This window comes from Mesorhizobium hunchu, from assembly GCF_040081975.1.
Lineage (GTDB): Bacteria > Pseudomonadota > Alphaproteobacteria > Rhizobiales > Rhizobiaceae > Mesorhizobium > Mesorhizobium hunchu.
The window spans coordinates 17,198-36,997 of sequence record NZ_JBEBMG010000019.1; the positions used below are offsets into that span (position 1 = coordinate 17,198).

At 64.0% G+C, this 19,800-nt stretch carries 18 protein-coding genes, 3 tRNA genes and 1 pseudogene; 15 read left to right on the forward strand and 7 right to left on the reverse strand.

From position 1 onward, the window contains the following. Positions 1-29: 29 nt before the first annotated feature. Positions 30-455 (reverse strand): large conductance mechanosensitive channel protein MscL, encoded by a 426-nt coding sequence (gene mscL / locus ABMA46_RS20685; RefSeq protein ID WP_349001894.1) that lies wholly within the window; start codon positions 453-455, stop codon positions 30-32. A gap of 279 nt (positions 456-734) precedes the next feature. Between mscL and ABMA46_RS20690 the strand changes: the two genes are divergently transcribed. After that, entirely contained in the window at positions 735-4,229 is a 3,495-nt protein-coding gene (locus tag ABMA46_RS20690) for a hybrid sensor histidine kinase/response regulator (RefSeq protein ID WP_349001895.1), read from the forward strand. On the opposite strand, the gene ABMA46_RS20695 is transcribed toward ABMA46_RS20690, so the two are convergent. Further along, positions 4,230-4,889 carry a response regulator transcription factor gene (locus ABMA46_RS20695; protein ID WP_349001896.1) on the reverse strand — a complete coding sequence of 220 codons (660 nt, stop codon included), beginning with the start codon at positions 4,887-4,889 and terminating at the stop codon, positions 4,230-4,232. Positions 4,890-5,020: 131 nt separating this feature from the next. Then, positions 5,021-5,437, reverse strand: coding sequence for a hypothetical protein (locus ABMA46_RS20700; RefSeq protein ID WP_349001897.1), 417 nt, complete (start codon positions 5,435-5,437; stop codon positions 5,021-5,023). Positions 5,438-5,552: 115 nt separating this feature from the next. On the opposite strand from ABMA46_RS20700, the gene ABMA46_RS20705 reads away from it, so the two are divergent. Both ABMA46_RS20705 and ABMA46_RS20710 read left to right on the forward strand, forming a co-directional pair. Further along, positions 5,553-5,903, forward strand: a complete 351-nt coding sequence (locus ABMA46_RS20705) for a DUF952 domain-containing protein (RefSeq protein WP_349001899.1) — start codon at positions 5,553-5,555, stop codon at positions 5,901-5,903. Beyond that, entirely contained in the window at positions 5,900-6,976 is a 1,077-nt protein-coding gene (locus ABMA46_RS20710) for a quinone-dependent dihydroorotate dehydrogenase (protein ID WP_349001900.1), read from the forward strand. The genes ABMA46_RS20705 and ABMA46_RS20710 overlap by 4 nt, the downstream gene beginning before the upstream one ends. A 3-nt stretch (positions 6,977-6,979) precedes the next feature. Here ABMA46_RS20710 and ABMA46_RS20715 read toward each other — a convergent pair whose 3' ends face one another. Further along, a complete protein-coding gene (locus ABMA46_RS20715; protein WP_349001911.1) occupies positions 6,980-8,314 on the reverse strand; it encodes an MATE family efflux transporter in 1,335 nt (444 codons plus the stop codon). Positions 8,315-8,486: 172 nt separating this feature from the next. Next, positions 8,487-8,750 (reverse strand): DUF6460 domain-containing protein, encoded by a 264-nt coding sequence (locus ABMA46_RS20720; RefSeq protein WP_349001901.1) that lies wholly within the window; start codon positions 8,748-8,750, stop codon positions 8,487-8,489. A gap of 130 nt (positions 8,751-8,880) precedes the next feature. Here ABMA46_RS20720 and ABMA46_RS20725 point away from each other — a divergent pair. Further along, a tRNA-Gly gene (locus tag ABMA46_RS20725) sits at positions 8,881-8,954 on the forward strand. Positions 8,955-9,032: 78 nt separating this feature from the next. Here ABMA46_RS20725 and ABMA46_RS20730 read toward each other — a convergent pair. After that, a tRNA-Thr gene (locus ABMA46_RS20730) sits at positions 9,033-9,107 on the reverse strand. Positions 9,108-9,246: 139 nt separating this feature from the next. On the opposite strand from ABMA46_RS20730, the gene ABMA46_RS20735 reads away from it, so the two are divergent. The 10 genes from ABMA46_RS20735 (at position 9,247) to ABMA46_RS20780 (ending at position 15,356) form a co-directional block, all read left to right on the forward strand. Beyond that, positions 9,247-9,423, forward strand: coding sequence for a hypothetical protein (locus ABMA46_RS20735; protein ID WP_349001902.1), 177 nt, complete (start codon positions 9,247-9,249; stop codon positions 9,421-9,423). 110 nt (positions 9,424-9,533) lie between these two features. After that, on the forward strand, positions 9,534-10,829 hold the full coding sequence (gene murA, locus ABMA46_RS20740; protein ID WP_349001903.1) for a UDP-N-acetylglucosamine 1-carboxyvinyltransferase: 1,296 nt from the start codon (positions 9,534-9,536) through the stop codon (positions 10,827-10,829). A gap of 241 nt (positions 10,830-11,070) precedes the next feature. After that, positions 11,071-11,505, forward strand: coding sequence for a DUF2948 family protein (locus tag ABMA46_RS20745; protein ID WP_349001904.1), 435 nt, complete (start codon positions 11,071-11,073; stop codon positions 11,503-11,505). 12 nt (positions 11,506-11,517) lie between these two features. Next, positions 11,518-12,810, forward strand: a complete 1,293-nt coding sequence (gene hisD, locus ABMA46_RS20750; RefSeq protein ID WP_349001905.1) for a histidinol dehydrogenase — start codon at positions 11,518-11,520, stop codon at positions 12,808-12,810. A 6-nt stretch (positions 12,811-12,816) separates the two neighbouring features. After that, the gene (locus ABMA46_RS20755) at positions 12,817-13,302 is read left to right on the forward strand and encodes a UPF0262 family protein (protein ID WP_349001906.1); all 486 of its coding nucleotides are present in this window, start codon (positions 12,817-12,819) and stop codon (positions 13,300-13,302) included. A gap of 41 nt (positions 13,303-13,343) precedes the next feature. Then, positions 13,344-13,751 (forward strand): arsenate-mycothiol transferase ArsC, encoded by a 408-nt coding sequence (locus ABMA46_RS20760; protein WP_349001912.1) that lies wholly within the window; start codon positions 13,344-13,346, stop codon positions 13,749-13,751. A 131-nt stretch (positions 13,752-13,882) separates the two neighbouring features. Next, entirely contained in the window at positions 13,883-14,101 is a 219-nt protein-coding gene (gene infA, locus ABMA46_RS20765) for a translation initiation factor IF-1 (protein WP_006200926.1), read from the forward strand. A gap of 35 nt (positions 14,102-14,136) precedes the next feature. Next, positions 14,137-14,766, forward strand: a complete 630-nt coding sequence (locus ABMA46_RS20770) for a Maf-like protein (protein WP_349001907.1) — start codon at positions 14,137-14,139, stop codon at positions 14,764-14,766. Positions 14,767-14,774: 8 nt separating this feature from the next. After that, positions 14,775-14,999: a DNA gyrase inhibitor YacG gene (yacG, locus tag ABMA46_RS20775; protein WP_349001908.1), complete on the forward strand. Its 225-nt coding sequence runs from the start codon at positions 14,775-14,777 to the stop codon at positions 14,997-14,999. 281 nt (positions 15,000-15,280) lie between these two features. Next, positions 15,281-15,356: transfer RNA gene (locus tag ABMA46_RS20780), tRNA-Phe, on the forward strand. A 134-nt stretch (positions 15,357-15,490) separates the two neighbouring features. On the opposite strand, the gene ABMA46_RS20785 is transcribed toward ABMA46_RS20780, so the two are convergent. Then, the gene (locus ABMA46_RS20785; RefSeq protein ID WP_349001909.1) at positions 15,491-19,066 is read right to left on the reverse strand and encodes a hypothetical protein; all 3,576 of its coding nucleotides are present in this window, start codon (positions 19,064-19,066) and stop codon (positions 15,491-15,493) included. 596 nt (positions 19,067-19,662) lie between these two features. Between ABMA46_RS20785 and ABMA46_RS20790 the strand changes: the two are divergent. Beyond that, positions 19,663-19,800: pseudogene (locus ABMA46_RS20790) on the forward strand (IS21 family transposase); the annotation flags it as partial.

Sequence of the window (19,800 nt, forward strand, 5' to 3'; positions counted from 1 at the left end):
GTCTTGGTCCAGTTGAATGGTTTTCGCGATCAGGCGCGCTTGGAAAGCAGGTCGCGGATCTCGGTCAGCAGCTCGACCTCCGGGGGCGGGGGCGCTGCGTCCGGAGCGGGCTTTTCGCGCTCCAGGCGGCGGCGGACATTGTTCACGGCCTTGACCATGAGGAAGATGATCCAGGCCAGGATCAGGAAATTGATCACGACGGTGACGAAGCTGCCATAGGCGAAGACGGCACCCTGCTTCTTGGCTTCGGCCAGCGTCGTCGCCGTGACGGCCGACGAAAGGCCGAAGAAGTAGTTGTTGAAATCCAGTCCGCCGAAGATCGCGCCGACGATCGGCATGATGATGTCGTTGACCAGCGAGTCGACGATCTTTCCGAAGGCGGCGCCGATGATCACACCGACCGCCAGGTCCATGACGTTGCCTCTGGAAATAAATTCCTGGAACTCTTTAAGCATTCGTCCCTCCTTGCCATGACGGCTTGGCCGCCGCTCCGTTTGCGCGCCGCTCGACGCCAACACGGCGCAACATAGCAAAAACGGCCGGGCTGACTACGGGAAAACGGAGGTCCCCGTTTGATTTCATTGCGCTAGTGTTGCCGGCGTCTGCCACCGCCGGAACATGGCACAGACGGGTTGCAGAAGACGACACACGCCCAAGGTCGCAATGGACAGGCCAGTCCGCCTGTGCTTGCCTCAGGCGGCCGGCGAGGAGACGGCCGCTGGAGGTTTGGCGAAGTGCAGGGCTGGTTCATCGTCATCATAGCGATCGCCTATGTGACGTTTCTGTTCGTCGTCGCGAGCTTTGGCGACCGCTGGTCGCACAAGTCGGGACCAGGGCGCGCGCGCCCGCTGATCTACGCGCTGAGCCTCGCCATCTATTGCACGTCCTGGACCTTCTTCGGCTCCGTCGGCGTTTCGTCGGAACGCGGTTTCGAGTTCCTCGGCATCTACACCGGGCCGATCCTGGTGTTCCTGTTCGGCTTTCCGCTGCTCAGGCGCATCATCCGGCTGGCCAAGGCGGAGAAGATCACGTCGGTGGCCGATTTTCTGGCTGCGCGCTACGGCAAGAGCTTCATCGTCGCCGCGACGGCCACGCTGATCGCCACCGTCGGCATGGTCCCCTACATCGCCCTGCAGCTCAAGGCGATCTCGGATTCCGTCAGCCTGATGATCGAACACTACACCGGCGCGCCACCGACCTTCGACCCGGTGGTCAGCGACATTTCGCTGGTCGTCGCCGCGCTGCTGGCGATGTTCGCCGTTCTGTTCGGCACCCGTCACGCCGACGCGACCGAGCACCAGGACGGGCTCGTGCTGGCGGTCGCGGTGGAATCGGTCGTCAAGCTCGCGGCCTTCCTGGCCATCGGCCTCATCATCACCTTCATGGTGTTCGGCGGCCCGGCCGGGATGGTCGAACGCCTCGGCTCCAATGAGCAGGTCCGCCAGGCCATCTATTATCGGACCTCTCCGGCGAGCTGGCTGGTGCTGACCGCGCTCAGCGGCTTCGCCATATTGATGCTGCCGCGCCAGTTCCACGTCACCGTGGTCGAGAACCGCTCCGAATCCGAGCTCAGGACAGCCACCTGGGTGTTTCCGCTCTATCTGGTCGCCATCAACCTCTTCGTCCTGCCGATCGCGCTTGCCGGCCTCGCCCGCGTCGGCACGGGCACCAGCAGCGATCTCTACGTGCTCTCGCTGCCTTTGCTGCACGGTCACGATCTTCTCGCCATGATCGCCTTTATCGGCGGTCTGTCGGCCGCCACCGCCATGGTCATCGTGGAAAGCGTCGCGCTCGCCATCATGATCTCGAACGACCTCGTCATCCCGCTTTTCCTGCGCCGGTTGCAGAAGAGCCAGCGTGTCGAGAACGAGGACTGGTCGGCGCTGATCCTCAATGTCCGCCGCGCGGCCATCGTCGTCATCCTGTTCATCGCCTTCCTCTATTATCGCGAAAGCACCAACAACGCCCGCCTGTCCGCCATCGGCCTGATGTCGTTCGCAGCCATCGCCCAGTTCGCCCCGGCGCTGATCGGCGGACTTGTCTGGCGCGGCGCCAATGGCCGCGGGGCGACGCTCGGCATGGCCGTCGGCATCCTCGTCTGGGGCTACACGCTGCTTCTGCCTTCGCTCGCCTCGCCCGATAACGCGATCGTGCAGCACGGGCTTTTCGGCATCGAGGCGCTCAGGCCGCAGGCCCTGTTCGGCACCGCCGCCGAGCCGCTCAACCACGGCGTTTTCTGGAGCCTCGCCCTCAACGCGATCTTCTTTGTGCTGGGCTCGCTCTCGCGCGCGTCCGTGCCGCTGGAGCGCATCCAGGCGGCGCTGTTCGTGCCGCGCGAGCCGGGGCCGATGCCAAATCTGCGCCGCTTCCGCACCACCGTCACCGTCAACGATCTCAAGGACACCATCGCGCGCTATCTCGGCATGGAGCGGACAGAGCGCTCCTTCCAGTCATTCGAAAAGGAGAGGGGCGAGGTATTGCAGGGCAACGCGCAGGCCAGCATGGAGGTCGTCCGCTTTTCCGAGCAATTGCTGGCCAGCGCCGTCGGCTCCTCGTCGGCACGGCTGGTGCTGTCGCTGCTTTTTCGCCGCAACGACCGCGATTCCAAGGATGCGTTCCGGCTCCTCGACGATGCGACGGAGGCGCTTCAGCACAATCGCGACCTGCTGCAGACGGCGCTCGACCAGATGGAGCAGGGCATTACCGTCTTCGATCGCGATCTCAGGCTGATCTGCTGGAACCGGCAGTACCGCACCCTATTCGATCTGCCCGACCATATGGGACAGGTCGGCGTGTCGCTCGACCAGATCCTCGATTTCCTTGCCGCGCGCGGTGATATCGCGCCGGCGAGCCGAATGTCGATGCTGGATCGGCTGACGGCCTTTGCGGGACCGTGGCAGATGGAGCTGGCGACCAGCGGCCGCACGCTGGAACTGCGCTCCAATCCGATGCCGGACGGGGGGATGGTCGCCACCTATGCCGACATATCCTCCAGCGTCGAGGCGGACCTTGCCCTGAAGCGGGCCAACGAGACGCTGGAGCAGAGGGTGCGCCGCCGCACGGCCGAGCTGACGCGCCTCAACGAGGAACTGGCGCAGGCGCAGGCGCTGGCCGAAGAGGCCAATCTCGGCAAGACGCGCTTCCTCGCGGCCGCTGGCCACGACATTCTTCAGCCGCTCAACGCGGCGCGCCTCTATTGCGCCTCGCTGATCGAGAAGGCGGGCACCGGACCGACGGGCCAGGCCGCCGCCAACATCGAATCGGCGCTGGAATCGGTCGAGACCATTTTGGGCGCGGTCCTCGACATTTCCCGCCTCGATGCCGGCGCCATGAAGCCCGAGGAGGTTGCCTTCCGGCTCGACGAACTGCTGCGCCAGATCGGCAACGACTTTCGCCCGCTGGCCGCGGAAAAGCGGCTCGACCTCAGGATCGTCGGCTCGTCTCTTACCGTCAGGACCGATCGCAACCTGCTGCGCCGCCTGATCCAGAACCTGGTCTCGAACGCCATCAAATATACCCGTCACGGGCGCATCCTCGTCGGGGCGCGGCGGCGCGGGGATCTGGTCGAAATACAGGTCTTCGACACCGGCATCGGCATTGCCGGCGAGAAGCTGAGCACGGTCTTCCGCGAATTCACCCGCCTGGAGGAAGGCGCCCGCGAGGCCGAGGGGCTGGGCCTCGGCCTCTCCATCGTCGATCGCATCGCGCGGGTCCTGCGCCTGGAAATCCAGATCCATTCGCTGCCGGGAAAGGGAACGCGCTTCTCCGTGATCATGCCGGTCGCGGTCGCCGAAGCCACCGACCGGGACGCCAGGCCGGGGCAGGGCGGCCGGTTTGCGGCGACGCTGGACGGCTTGAACGTCGCCTGCATCGACAACGACCAGCGCATCCTGGAGGGGATGCGCCTTCTGCTCGAGGGCTGGGGCTGCAATGTCGCGACCTATTCGGGAATGCGTGCGATCGACGACGAGGCGTCCCGCCAGCCCGCTCCCGAAGTCATTCTCGCCGACTACCATCTGGACGGCGAGACCGGCCTCGATGCGATCGCCAGGCTGCGCCACCTGTGCGGGCGGGAAACGCCGGCCGTCCTCATCACCGCCGACCGCTCGACCGAGGTGCGCGCCGCCGCTGCGCGGCTGGACGTGCCGATCGTCAACAAGCCGGTGAAGCCCGCCGTGCTGCGCTCGATGATGGCCCGCGTCAGGCCGTTCGCTTCGGCGGCCGAATGATCAGTCGGGAATTGCCAGCGGGTCGCCGCCGATCTTGGCGAGCTGGATGACGGCCTGGGTACGGCTGTCGACGCCGAGCTTTTGCAGGATGGCCGAGACATGCGCCTTGATGGTCGCCTCCGAGACGCCGAGCTCGTAGGCGATCTGCTTGTTCAACAGCCCTTCCGCCAGCATGCCGAGCACCCGCGTCTGCTGCGGGGTCAGCGTCTTCAGGCGTTTGATCAGGTCGGATATCTCTGGGTCGCGCTCGACGCCGAGATCGACGCCGACGGGCGCGGCGATGTCGCCGGCCAGCACCGACTGCACCGCCTCGCGGATCGCTTCCATGCTGGCCGATTTGGAGATGAAGCCGGAGGCGCCGAGGTCGAAGGCGCGCCTTATGGTGACGGCGTCGTCATGCGCCGAGATCACCACCAGCGGCACGGTCGGGTGGATGCCGCGCAGCGAGATCAGCCCAGACAGGCCGCTCGCGCCCGGCATCGACAGGTCGAGCATGACCAGATCGATGTCCTCGTTGGCGAGCACCAGCGCCTTCGCGCTGTCGAAGTCGCCCGCCTCATGGATCGCCGAGACATTGCCTATCCCGGCAAGCGCCTCGCGCAGCGCGCCCCTGAAGAGCGGATGGTCGTCGGCGATGACGAAGCTGTACCCTTCCGCCAAGAAGATTCTCCCCACCTCCCCATTGTGCTGGGGATTGTCGAGGCGATTATGCGATCCCGGCCCGGCTTTTCAAGCGGCAAAGACTGTTCGCGGTCGTTTCCAACAGCTTGCGGCGGCGCAAATGGACCGTTTCAGGTCTTCTGCGGGGCGGGTTCGTCCTTCTGCATTTCCTTGACCATGCCCATGAAGGAGCGGAAGAAGCGCTCCATGTAGCCCATCGTCCTGTTGAAATCCTCCTCGCTGGGAAGACTGGACTCCAGTTTGGCGGAGAGCGAGTTCTCGAGCTTCGTCACCCGCTGGTCGAGCGCCTTGACCTGACCCTGCAGCCGTTCGATTTCGTCCTGGAAGGCCGAGCGCTCGTCCGCCGCCACCCGGCAGACCAGTTGCGCGTCCTTCTGCTCGCAGATCGACATGGCGCCCGTCTGCGTGTCCATGCGCACGAAACCATCTGCCGATTTTTCGAGCCGGTAACGCTCCGCCTGCTCGGCGTGGACAGCACCGGTGGCCAGGACAAGTGCTGCCGAAGCAATCAGGCCTTTCGCATACATCGTCTCTCTCCTGCCGCCGTTTGTTGCCGTCACCATGCGGTCGCATTGCGCCGGAAATGGGGAGCAATCCCGCTTTGCCCTTTTCGAGGCCGCGCGTAGGCTCTATAGCCCGGCCATGTCCCGTCTGATCTACAAGATAGTCCCCGAAGCGCTCTGGCGCGAGGCCGAAGCCGCAGGCCGCTTCACCGGCGCCCCGGTGGATGCCGCGGATGGCTTCATTCATTTCTCGACCGCCGCGCAGGTCCGCGAAACCGCCGACCGCCACTTCGCCGGCCAGCACGGCCTTCTGCTCGTGGCGGTGGACGAGGCGCGTCTCGGACCGGCGCTGAAATACGAGCCGTCGCGCGGCGGCGCGCTGTTTCCGCACCTTTACGGCGACCTGGCGCTCGATGCAGTGGCGTGGGTGCGTCCGCTGCCGCTCGGCGGCGACGGCCGCCACGTCTTCCCGCCGCTGGAGGACGCATGACGCTGCTCGACCGGCTCGGCCGCAAGGCGCTATTCGCGCTCGACCCGGAGACGGCGCACGGGCTGTCGATCCGGGCGCTGGCCTGCGGCGTGCCGCTCGCCTCGCCTGCGAGGCGCGATCCGAAGCTCGCCGTGAGCGTGGCCGGGCTCGCTTTCGCCAATCCGCTCGGGATGGCGGCGGGCTACGACAAGAACGCAGAGGTGCCCGACGCGCTGCTTCGCCTGGGCTTCGGCTTCGCCGAGGTCGGCACGATCACGCCGCTGCAGCAGGCCGGCAACCCGAAGCCGCGCATCTTCCGCCTGACCGGGGACGAGGCCGTCATCAACCGCCTCGGCTTCAACAACGAGGGCCACGACGCGGCGGCGCGGCGGCTCGAGGCGCGCAAGGGCAGGGGCGGTATCGTCGGCGTCAACATCGGCGCCAACAAGGACAGCGCCGACCGCTTCGCCGACTATGAGAAGGGCGTCACCTGCTTCGCGCCTCTGGCGTCCTACCTCACCGTCAACATCTCCTCGCCCAACACGCCCGGCCTGCGCAACATGCAGGCCCGCGCGCAACTGGCTGAATTGCTGGAGCGCGTGATGGCCGCCCGCGAGCGCGCGGCCGCCCGGCCGCCGGTCTTCCTCAAGATCGCGCCGGATCTCGTCGAGGCCGAGATCGAGGACATCGCTGCGGAAGTCCAGGCCAAGCGCGTGGACGGCGTCGTCGTCTCCAACACCACGATCGCCCGGCCGGCACTGACGTCCGAAGCCCATACGGGCGAAGCCGGCGGACTCTCGGGCCTCCCCCTGTTCGAGCGCTCGACGATGGTGCTGGCCCGGATGCGTCGCCTGCTCGGTCCGCAGGTTGCCCTTATCGGCGTCGGCGGCGTCGATACGGCCGAGGCGGCGGCCGAGAAGATCCGCGCCGGTGCCGATCTGGTGCAGCTCTATACCGGCATGATCTACGCCGGCCCGTCGCTGCCGGGACGCATCGTGCGCGGCCTGTCGGCGATCGTCGCGCGCGAGGGCGTGGCCGCGATCGCCGGCCTGCGCGACACCCGCCTCTCCGACTGGGCGTCGCGGCCGCTGTAGACCTCAGAATGCCGTCCGCGTCCGCCCCGGCAGCATCGCCAGAAGGCTGAACCCGCGCGTCAGCAGGAAGACATGCAGCGCTATCCAAAGGCCGGTATTGCCGAGGACCGGCGTCAGGGTCGCCAGCACGGCCACGAAGACGAGGAAGGAAAGCAGCATCATGTTGCGCATGTCGCGCGACCAGGTGGCGCCGATGAAGACGCCGTCCATCTCGAAGGCGAGCACGCCCGACAGCGCCGTGAACGCCGTCCAGGGAAGATAAATCTCGGCGAGTGCCCGCACGTCCTGCGCCGTGGTGATGATGGCGATCAGCCTGTCCCCGAAATCCAGCAGAGCCAGCGTCGCGGTTCCTGCCAGACCGAATCCCCACGTCACCGTCAGCCGTACCGCGCGGCGGAAGGAGTGTTCGGCACGGGCGCCGACGGCGCGCCCGGCCAACTGCTCGGCGGCGGTGGCGAAGCCGTCGAGGAAGTGGCCGGCGATGAAGAAGAAGTTCATCAGAACCGCATTGGCCGCCAGCGTCACCGTTCCGAATTGCGCGCCCTGGCGCGTGAACAGGGCGAATGCCGCCAGCAGCGAGAAGGACCGGATCATGATGTCGCGGTTGAGCGACAGCATCGACAGAAGCGCCGCCACGTCGAGCACGCGCCCCTTCGGCAGCGGGGCGGCGGCGCGGAAGCGGCGCAGCACGATGGCGAGCCCCAGCAGCATGGCGACGCACTCTCCGCAGATCGTCGCCCACGCCACGCCTTGCACCCCCCAGCCGAGTTTCAGGCCGAGCAGGATGCACAGGACGATGTTGCAGCCGTTGAGCACGATCTGGAGCAACAGGCCCAATGCTCCTTCGCCGCGCCCCAGCACGTAGCCGAGGATGGCATAGTTCATCAGCGAGAACGGCGCGCCGAGCATGCGGATGCGGATATAGATGTCCATCGTCTCGCTCACCCGCTGGCCGCCGGCGATGAACCATTGGCCGGCAAGCGAGAGCACGGGAGCGAGCGCGGCCAGAACGACGCCGCAGGCGAGCGCCACCAGCACCGCGCGCCAGAACACCGCCTGCTGCTCGATCGCGTCGCCGCGCCCGAAAGCCTGCGCCACCAGCCCGGTCGTGCCCGAGCGCAGGAAGTTGAAGGTCGTGAAGACGACGTCGAACACCAGTGCGCCGGCGGCCAGCCCGCCGAGCAGCGCGGCGTCGCCGAACTGCCCGACGACGGCCGTGTCTGTCAGGCCGAGCAGCGGCGTGGTCAGATAGGCGAGCGTCATCGGTACCGCTATGGCGAGCACCGAGCGGTTGGTGACGGGGAAGGGACGCCCGACCCGGGCCTGTGCCGTTTCCAGTGGTGAATCCTTGCTGCTGTGGCCGAGTTGATCGCCCGGTCGATGTGGCCCGGTTTGCGGCGCCTGCGCAATCGTCAATCGGCAAGGTCAATCGAAACATCGTCCTGGCGCAGCAGCGTCAGGTGAAACGATGTCGTCGATAGCCGCTTGCGCCTGCCGGGAGGCAGGTCGCCTAGCGCCTGTAGCTGGCGATGCGGATCAGCAGGAACACCGGCACGACGATGACCGCGCCGAGCAGGATATAGCCGGCGAAGCGCCCGAACGCCTGGAAGCCCATGCGCCAGATGTCGAGGAAGAAGTCGTGCACCGCATAGACCACATCGATCGGCGACCAGCCGAAGGCGTGCATCACCAGCCCGACGATGAAGGAAACGAGAATGAGCTTGATGAGGATGCGCAGCGGCGAATCGCCGAGGAATCGCGTCAGGGCGGACAAGCGGAAGCCTCCGGTTGCGTCTGTGCCGTCACATATCCATTCGCGCCGGCCAGTTCAATCGCCATTGAGGCCATGTCCGTGCCTGTTCCCCGTTGCGGTGCCCTGCCGGACCGTGATAATCAGGCATCGCGCGGGTATGGTGAAATGGTATCACAGGAGCTTCCCAAGCTTCTAGCGCGGGTTCGATTCCCGCTACCCGCTCCAGCCTGCTCCAAGGATCAGTCTCCGGCTCCGGACGCGCTTGCGCGGCGGATCGTGGCTGGCGGCGATAACAACGAGGAATGGTGCTGCGAGAGAGGATTGAACTCTCGACCTCTCCCTTACCAAGGGAGTGCTCTACCACTGAGCTACCGCAGCTTGCGATGGCGGGGCTTCTGCCATATTGGACCGGCAAGCGCAAGGCGTCTGTGGAAGTCTGTGAAAACCCGTTCGCGGACATGGCGGCGCCATATTTTTCGCTATCGATGACGCTGCTTCCGGGGTGCTGAAAGATCGGATGAAAGGCAGGAAGGAACAGCAGGACAGGTCCGCCGACGACCGCAAGGCGCGGCTGGCCGAGGCATTGCGCGCCAATCTGATGAAACGCAAGGCCCAGGCACGCTCCCGCCGGGCCGGCGCGGCCGATGCGAGACCGGACGGCCTGGCCGCGGCGCGGGAACAAAAAGAAGACTGAACGGCCTGTCATCGGCAGAAATCCGTTCCTTGAACCGCACGGCGCCTTCGGCTAGGGCTGTGCCTGCTCAACCGATTGAAAGCCGGCGCATCGCCGGCGGGGACCTTCTCATGGATCGAATCAGGATCGTCGGCGGCAACCAGCTGTCGGGCACCATTCCGATTTCCGGGGCCAAGAACGCGGCGCTGCCGCTGATGATCGCCTCGCTGCTGACGTCGCAGACGTTGACGCTGGAGAACGTGCCGCATCTGGCCGATGTCGAGCAGCTCATCCGCATCCTCGGCAACCATGGCGTCGATTACTCGGTCAATGGCAAGCGCGGCCATCAGAACGGCGTCGGCGGCTATTCGCGCACCATCAACTTCACCGCCGCCAACATCGTCGACACCACCGCGCCCTATGAACTCGTCTCCAAGATGCGCGCCTCCTTCTGGGTCGTCGGTCCGCTGCTCGCCCGCATGGGCGTGGCCAAGGTCTCGCTGCCGGGCGGTTGCGCCATCGGCACGCGGCCGGTCGATCTCTTCATCGACGGCCTGCAGAAGCTGGGCGCCGAGATCGACGTGGACACCGGCTATGTCGTGGCGTCGGCGAAGAACCGGCTGCGCGGCGACCGCTACGTGTTCCCGAAGGTCTCGGTCGGTGCCACCCATGTGCTGATGATGGCCGCGACCCTGGCGCGCGGCGAGACCGTGCTGGAAAACGCGGCGCGCGAGCCCGAGGTCGTCAATCTCGCCGATTGCCTGATCGCCATGGGCGCGACGATCCACGGCGCCGGCACGTCCACCATCACCATCCAGGGTGTGGACGAGCTTACGGGCGCCGACGTCCGCGTCATTCCCGACCGCATCGAGACCGGCACCTACGCCATGGCGGTCGCCATGACCGGCGGCGACGTGCTGCTCGAAGGCGCGCAGCCAGATCTCCTGCAGGCCGCGCTCGACGTGATCGGCCGGACCGGCGCCGAGATCACGCCGACCAATGCCGGCATCCGCGTCAGGCGCAACGGCGCGGGCATCACGCCGGTGGACGTGACCACCGAGCCGTTCCCCGGCTTCCCGACCGATCTGCAGGCCCAGTTCATGGGCCTGATGACGATGTCCAAAGGCAAGTCGCGCATCACCGAGACCATCTTCGAGAACCGCTTCATGCATGTGCAGGAGCTTGCCCGGCTCGGTGCCCACATCACGCTGTCGGGCCAGACGGCAATCGTCGAGGGCGTCGGCAAGCTGAAGGGCGCGCCGGTCATGGCGACGGATCTGCGCGCCTCCGTCTCGCTGGTCATCGCCGGCCTGGCGGCTGAAGGCGAGACCATGGTCAACCGCGTCTATCACCTCGACCGCGGTTTCGAGCGGCTGGAGGAGAAGCTCTCGGGCTGCGGCGCCGTCATCGAGCGGATCAGCGGCTGAAGGGCAATAGGGGAATAAGGCAGTAGGGCAGTAAGGGAAACAGGGCCTTCGTCTTCGAAACGGCTGGACACTGGCAAAACGGCTGGCGATCCTTTCCTACTGCCCTACTGCCCTACTGCCCTACTGCCCTACTGCCCTACTGCCCTACTGCCCTACTGCCCTACTGCCCTATCCCGGTTGCACCGCCGTCCAAGACCGCCTAACAGGAAGATCGTGAAACCTTCGCAGGTGCGAATTTCCCATGGACGCTCTCAAGCTGGTCGCGCTTGACGAACAGGACCTCGACGTCATTTCCGCGCATGTCCAGGATGCCGTGTCGAAAGTCGGCGAACTGGAGTACCTGCCGGCTCACAGGCGTTTCGTGGTGCCGATGCGGCGCTTCGCCTGGGAGGCGAAATCGGGTTTCCTGCGCCAGCACAATGAGCGCCGCCAGAGCGTGCTCCATTTCGACCGCGTGCTCGGCGTCAAGACCAGCGGCATAAGCCGCGACAATCCCGACGACGTGCTGTCGCTGCTGGCCATCAGCTTCGTGCCGGTGGACAGACCCGCCGGCCTGATCGAACTCGTCTTTGCCGGCGGTGGCGCCGTCATGCTCGACGTCGAGTGCGTCGAGGCCCGGCTGGCCGATCTCGGCGGTGCCTGGGCGGCCACTTCCCGGCCGCTTCACAAGGCGTGAGCAGACCGACCGATGGCCATCACGCTTGACAGTCGCGCCCCCGATTTCGAAGCGCGCTTCGCCGCCTTCTTGACGACCAAGCGCGAAGTCTCCGCCGATGTCGATGCCGCGGTGCGCGCCATCATCGCGCGGGTTCGCGCCGAAGGCGATGCGGCGCTGATCGACTACAGCAGGCGTTTCGATCGCGCCGATCTCGAAACACTCGGCCTCGCCGTTTCACGTCAGGACGTCGCTGCCGCCTACGCCGCCGCCGATCCGGCCGCCGTGAAGGCGCTCGAGTTCGCCCGCGACCGCATCCGCGCTTACCACGAAAGGCAGAAGCCGGTCGACGATCGCTATACCGATCCGATCGGCGTCGAGCTCGGCTCGCGCTGGACGGCGATCGAGGCGGTCGGCCTTTACGTGCCGGGCGGCACGGCGAGCTATCCGAGCTCGGTGCTGATGAACGCGATCCCGGCGCGGGTCGCCGGCGTCGAGCGCGTCGTCGTCGCCGTGCCGGCGCCGGACGGCGTCATCAGTCCACTGGTGCTGGTCGCTGCAGACCTTGCCGGCGTGACGGAAATCTATCGCGTCGGCGGCGCGCAGGCGGTGGCGGCCCTTGCCTACGGCACCAAAACGGTCCGTCCGGTGGCCAAGATCGTCGGTCCGGGCAATGCCTATGTCGCCGCGGCCAAGCGCCAGGTGTTCGGCACGGTGGGCATCGACATGATCGCCGGGCCGTCCGAGGTACTGGTGATCGCCGACGCCGGCAACGATCCCGATTGGATCGCCGCCGATCTTCTGGCGCAGGCCGAGCACGACGCCTCCGCCCAGTCCATCCTCATCACCGACGACGCCGCGTTCGCGCGCTCGGTCGAGCAGGCGCTCGAACGGCAGCTCGCGACGCTGCCGCGCGCCGAAACCGCGGCTGCGAGCTGGCGCGACTATGGCGCGGTCATCCTCGTTGGAACGCTGGAAGAGGCGAAGCCGCTGGCCGACCGGATCGCCGCCGAACATCTCGAATTGGCCGTAGACGATCCCGAAGCCTTCCTGGCCGGCATCCGCAACGCCGGCTCGGTCTTCCTCGGACGCCATACGCCGGAAACGATCGGCGACTATGTCGGCGGTCCTAACCACGTTCTGCCGACCGCGCGCTCGGCGCGCTTTTCCTCCGGGCTCTCGGTGCTCGACTTCGTCAAGCGCACGTCGATCCTGAAGCTCGGCCCCGAGCAGTTGCGTGCGCTCGCGCCGGCGGCGATCGCGCTGGCGCAGGCCGAGGGGCTGGACGGCCACGGCCGTTCCGTCGCCGTCAGGCTCGATATGTAGGCCGCCATGTCCGGACCCGACGGCAACCTGGCAAGGCTGGTCGACGTCGAACTGGACGAATCGATCGGCCGCTCGACGCCCGATGTCGAGCATGAACGGGCGGTCGCGATCTTCGACCTGATCGAGGAGAACAGCTTTTCGCCTGTCGGCGACGACAGCGGCGGACCCTACAGGCTGAAGCTGTCGCTGGCCGAGTCCCGGCTGGTTTTCGCCGTCAGCCGCGAGGACGGGGGGGCGGTCGTCACGCATATCCTGTCGCTGACGCCATTCCGGCGTATCGTCAAGGATTACTATCTCATCTGCGAGAGCTACTACGATGCGATCCGTGCCTCGACGCCGAGCCAGATCGAGGCGATCGACATGGGCAGGCGCGGGCTCCACAACGAAGGCTCGCAGACCCTGATGGACAGGCTTTCAGGCAAGATCGATATCGATTTCGACACGGCCCGAAGGCTCTTCACGCTGGTCTGCGTCCTCCACTGGCGCGGCTGATCGTGCCCGCACGGTTGCCGCTTCCGCGCTCGATCCTGTTCATGTGCCGCATGAACGCGGTGCGCTCGCCCATGGCGGAGTCGATCGCGCGGGCGATGCTTCCCGTCGGCACGTTCGTCGCCTCCGCCGGCATCCGCCACGGCGCCCGCGACCCCTTCGTCGATGCAACCCTGATCGATAGCGGCCTGCCGCCGCCCTCGCACGAGCCCCGCACGGTCGATGATATCGAGGACGCCTATTTCGACCTGATCGTCACGCTGGCGCCGGAAGCCCATCACGCGGCGCTGGAGTGGACCCGGTCGATGGCCGTCGACGTCGAATACTGGCCGATGCCCGACCCGACCATCGCCATGGGCACACGCGACCAGATCATGGCCGCCTATCGCGATCTTTGCGACAGGCTGCGCGCCCGCATCACCCTTCGCTTCCTGTCGCAAGCGGCCTCGTGACCGGCGCGGCGCCCGCACATTCAGGAAAGTCGCCAGGCGTGTTCACAAAGCGCAGATTATCATATAGGTTCCGCGCCAATTCCCGGTCGGCCGTTCCGGTCGCCGGGCCTCATCCAGACTAAAGGTAACGAATGCCGAAGGAAGAAGTCCTCGAGTTTCCGGGCGTGGTCACGGAACTTCTGCCCAATGCGATGTTCCGCGTGAAACTCGAAAACGAACATGAGATCATCGCCCATACCGCCGGCCGCATGCGCAAGAACCGCATCCGCGTGCTGACGGGCGACAAGGTTCTCGTCGAGATGACGCCCTATGACCTGACCAAGGGCCGCATCACCTATCGTTTCAAGTAGACGCCGGCACTGGCTGGACCCATGAGGCTGGACCCATGAGCGCCTCTCAGAAGCTCGTGCTCGCTTCCGGCTCGCCGCGCCGCATCGAACTGCTGCAGCAGGCCGGCATCGAGCCGGACCGCATCCTGCCGGCCGACATCGACGAGACGCCGCAGCGGTCCGAGCATCCGCGCTCGCTGGCCAAGCGCCTGGCGAAGGAAAAGGCCGAGAAGGCGGCGGCGGTGCTGACGAAGGAGGCCGGCTCCGGGCCGGGTTTCGTGCTGGCCGCCGACACGGTGGTGGCGGTCGGCCGCCGCATCCTGCCTAAGGCCGAGACGACCGACGACGCGGTTGCCTGCCTCCAGCTTCTGTCGGGCCGTGCGCACCGCGTCTATTCGGGCATCTGCCTGATCACGCCTGCGGGCATGGCGCGCCAGCGGCTGGTCGAGACGCGTGTGCGCTTCAAGCGCCTGTCGCGCAACGAGATCGACCGTTATGTCGCTTCCGGCCAGTGGCGCGGCAAGGCGGGCGGCTATGCCGTGCAGGGCCTTGCTGGGTCCTTCGTGGTCAGGCTGGTCGGCTCCTACACCAATGTGGTCGGCCTGCCGCTCTACGAAACGGCGGCGCTGCTCGCCGGCGAAGGCTTCGACGTGCATGGCGGCTGGCCCGCCGGCGTGGTCTCTTAGGGTTTGCCATGAGTACCGGCGACAGATCCGCAGTCACGCCGCTCCGGCCGCCGCGTCCCTGCCCGGAATGCGGCCGGCCCTCGACGCGCGAGACCTATCCGTTCTGCTCGCCGCGCTGCAAGTTGATCGATCTCAACCGCTGGCTGAAGGGCGTCTATGCCATTCCCGTCCGTGACGACGAGGAGGAGGCGGAAGACGATCGCCCCGCATCGCCCCCGGACCCGACGCGATAAGCGCCCGACCGAGGCGCAGGACGATCTGCCGGACCACGCGAACTTGGGCGTCGCGGACGCCGGAACGCGCCGGCCAGCCCGCTTTCCGGCTTTTTCCACGCCGATCTCCGATACCTTTCTCCCACGTCGATGCAGGCCCTTGCGAGCACCGGCTCGATCATCCGCAAAATCGTCTTGCCGGCGCTGGACAGCCGGGAATCTCATGCTATAACCCACGCGCTTTCGGGGCGCTGTCGAAGCCGCCACGAAATCCGGCAGGAGCGGTCCCCGTTCCGACGGCAGCCCAGGTAGCTCAGTTGGTAGAGCAGCGGACTGAAAATCCGCGTGTCGGTGGTTCGATTCCGCCCCTGGGCACCATTTTTCTTAAATAAAATCAAAGAATTGGATACTGGACGTGGTTGCGCTCAGGCGGTTGAAATCGCGCTGGGTTTCATATGGGATTCAGGAGCGTGCGCTGGAATGCAATGGAGTGAAAAACTCTCAGGCGACGTTCATCTCCCTTCTCGGCGCAACCGCGCTTCGATATCCTCGCGAAGTCCATCATTCTCATAGGTCTTAGCCAACCCTTCCAATGCCCCAGCCAGGTAGGGGTGAGAGTTGTGAAGGGCTGTTGCATTCTTACGATAGTAAGCCGCGAGCTCGCGCTCCTGTTCGCCGCCGTCAAGGGGGCCTCGTGTGGTGACCCCGCGTTTGTTGAAGCATCCTGTGTGGAAGCCGCGTCGCATGTCTTCTAGTTCAACACGGTCAAGTACATCTCTCGCTGGCTCAAAGGGGAAGGTGCCGTCGGCCCCTGTCGGCCCTCGCGCGATGATCTCTCCCAATATGGCATCGCATATTTCTACTCGATCGTTTTCCTGAGCCAGATTTCTTGCGTCGTCGACGAAGGCCACGAACTTCGCCCGGTCAACTTCACCATTCTCGTTGGTGCCCGGTTGTGTGGTGCAGTTGTGCAAAACGTGCCAAGCACGCTCGGCGGCAGCCTTTTCGCCCTCAGAGAGTTCTTTTTCTTCGGTCCGGTGGCGCGGCTTGAAGGCTAGACATAGAAGCTCAACAAACAGGTTTGGGTCCGCCATGATTGACTGGTTGAGTGTTCTCGCGTGATGCTCACCGTCAAAACCAAGGAGTGGAATCATTCCGAATTCGAGACGGATAAGACGCTCTTTGGTCAGGCTGTTTGATGCCTCTACGTGGTCGAGGGCCTCGCGGATATAGTATGAGGAAGGAAGTGCAGCGTCCGGTTCCTCGCCGCGCAAGATCCCCTCAAGAACGTTAGCAACTCTCTCCGCATCGATGCTCTTGAAGTCGAGATGACACATGGCAAGGGCCGTTCGCGACCGCTTAGCATCGATCATGCGATCGAGGGCGTACACAAACTCATCCTCATTATTTTGCAGCCAGAGGTTACCCGAGCAAATCTGCCAATAGCTTTTCTCCGCTTCCGGTCCGAGACCTTCGACGATCGACCATGTCGCCTTTCGCTCAGGCGCATTGGCCAGGAGCCGAATTCGTTTATTCGTCGTCCAATTTTGGGCAGCCGATGAAGCTAGGACCGTATCCAAGACTTCAGCCGACTTGACATCATCCAATGCGCGCAGCAGGCCGCTGATAATCGATGTTGTTTGGTCGTCCCTTTCGAACTCGCATCCGGAGTTGACTATCCATTCCGCAAAACCGGCGACATCCATGTCGAGGCCGGGGAGGGTTATCCCGACTTGCCAACCAGCAGAGAAAGTGCGGGCAAGCTCCTGAATACCGTCCCAGCCACGATCGGCAAGTATCTCTTGCAAAGCTGTCTGCCGCCACTCCGCTGTTTTGTCCCGACGGTTCGAGTAATCCTCATCGCGCGTCCTCACTGGAAGGTCGATCCAGGCCGTGGAAAACAGCCAACCATGACGCTTCACTATATCGGCCGGGGCTAATGCATCATATGCAGCCTCATAGGGTGCCAATTTCTCATCCAGCTCTGGCCCTTGTAGCTCGTCGTAGTTCCGATGCCAGTGGATTCTTGATCGCAAGGCGGACCGCAACAGCAGCTTATCATCATCAGCCGTATCGGTCCCGACGAACGAATTCACGAGCTTGAAAACCCTCTCGATTCTCGGTTCATCGAGGTCAGATAATTTTGCGATCAGTTTCGCAACCCGTTCAGCATTCTCTGCTGCCAATGCGATTTGCCGATCGACTGCGGCTGTCATCATTTTGAAGTAGTCGTCGTTAGTGACGCCTTGACCTGCCCCTGCATCATCGTCTCGCCATTGAGGGCGATGTGTATGCATCGCGAAATCCGGCCCAGAGTCGGTCAGGCTGTCGAGGAGGGCATATGCAGCATCGGGCTCGCGACTGATCAATAGGTCGACCACCTCGATGCGCTGATCAATGTGTGCGCCGGTCTGCGGAAACCATGCGCGGAAAATGGAAAGAAGACTTCTTGCAGGTGTGTTGGCCCAATTCCCCTTCACTTCGGTCTTGCTAAGTGCCGCAAGGATCAATGCGACCCGAGAAAGATGCTGTGGAGCCCACGCCAATGTCTCTAGCGCCCACAGCAAGCCAGCGTGCCAGCAGCGGCCAAAGACGCCCGAACCCTGCGTCTCCTCGATCAGGGCTCGAACCGGCGCCTCGGGCTTGGCCAAGCTCCTTTGTATTGCTCTAAGGAATGCATCAGGTGCGGCTTCCGCAAGAGCAGGCAGGGCTCCAGACAAGGAAAGCCATCGCGTTGCATCTGCGTCTGTAAGCAAACGGGTAACTAGCCCGTCAACGCGTTGACCGATGTTCCTAGAATGAAGAGAAGGAACGTCTGGCCCGCGCACCGCAAGCTTTATCAGAGTGTCGAGTATGGAGTTCATGAGCAGCCCGCTGACGGGGCGAATCTTTCCAAAGATGGCGGCAGCGTGTCGCTCTTCATCGGGGAGTTCCAGTTGAGGGTCTGGCGCTGCAAGAACGTCTTCGGCGGCGCTGAAAAATCTCTCAAGTTCGTCATCGGTGATTCGGTCGCCGAACAATGAGAGCAATTCTAGCGCAGACTTTGCTTTCCAAATGCCGCCGATGCGTATCACTGGTGAGTCGTCTAGCAGCTCAAGTTCGCATAAATCATGCTCGACATCAGAATACCGACGTCTGGCAACCCCTTCGACGAACTCCCGATCGCCATCCTTTTCTGATGTCCAGCCACTGATGAGGCAAAGGGTCGAGAGCCCGGTCGATGATGGGTGATCGAGCCACGCTGGCCGTCGAATTGCCGGATTCGTCGAGCGACTGCGACGGAATACCGTCCACGACCGTCCAGAAACCGAGGAGAGGCGACGGGCGTCGTTTTCGTCAATCCCAAGTTCGATCAGCGCCCTATCGAAATCGTCGTGATCAGGACGTTCCAGGCGAAGAGCCATATCATCGGCCTTTCCGGCGATTCCACGAAAATGCCCTGACATGTCGCCAGCGGCATAAGGCAGGATGAGAACAAGTTTCTCGCGAGCTGACGGCGTTTCCGCAATCTCCGGGCGTGCGGCTACTGCCACCTTGATCTGGCTATTCGCATCGACAAATCGCCAACCACTGGCATCGGTCACCACCGCGGATTTCACCAAAAGCTCCGCGTCATCCAGAATGCACGCACAGGTGAAGGCAGTGGCTTCCTCAACGCTATCAGCTTTTAGCGAGACGGGCTCGGAAGAGCCCGATTCTAGTCGCTTCCTAATCTGCGCCGCCAAGGCATCCTTATACTCGGTTCGACCCGCAGCGATTGCACTTTTCGTAATCGGGGGAACGCTCTGCGCCGACCATTTGCGCCAATACGCGCTTAAACTCTCTACGCCGGGACCGGATAGGCCAAGCTCCTCGGCAAATTCGAGAGCGACGGCTGGTGACTGTTCCAGCCATTGCTCTAGGTCGTCGCCATCGTATGCGCGGACATCTTTCCACTCGCCCGACGCGATCTTCGTGTCGCGCCATTTCTCTTTGCCGTTCCACTTTCTCGCGGTAACCGAAATATAGGTGCGCTGAGATCGCTCCGTTGCCGTGAGTTGACGCGTCCGCTTCTGGTAATCCTCGTTTGCCTTCGTAGTCACATCCAAACGGCAACTCATTTCCCAAACGGAGTGCCCTTCGGGAACCCAAGCACTTCCATTGGGACTGAAGAGGTCTCCATCGAAACCAGGTTGGACCGTGGAGTCACCTGCGGGCACCGATATCTTGGTTACGGTTCCGGTCGTATGAATTAGTTTTCGAATTAGCCGAGGTAGCTCTCTTTGCGCCTCGCTCTTGCTAGCCCAATCGGCTATTTGGCCTGCTGAAATCTTCATACAGGTAGTTTCCCCAGCGCCTCATTCAACATCTCTTTACGCGCGACTCACCCCTTGAATACTACGTCCCTATGGTATCGAAGAAATTGGGGATGTGGGCGATCTTCAGGTCGTGACGGCAATCGTAGCCGTCCTTCGGGGTCGATCAGGCGCTTTACCGTGTCCGGCACGGCCCTACCAGCGGTTAGCACCTTGTAGTCGTCATCGATCGAGATCAGGCCGCGATCGAACATCCAATGCATGGTACCCGAGTGTGTTTCGGCGTGGAATAAGGACCCCGTTTCAGGGGTGATCGGCATCCAAAAGGGACTCCTGTAACGGCAGGTGTTTCACACTGCCTCCGGTTTGATCGGAGGCATTTGTTTTGGATGTTGGTCGTGGAGACGATTGCGAAGATACGTCGGCTGTCGCTGGTTCAGGGGAAGTCGATCAAGGAGATCTGCCGTGAGTTGCGGATATCACGGAAGGTGGTCCGCAAGGTGCTTCGTTCCGATGCGACCGAGTTC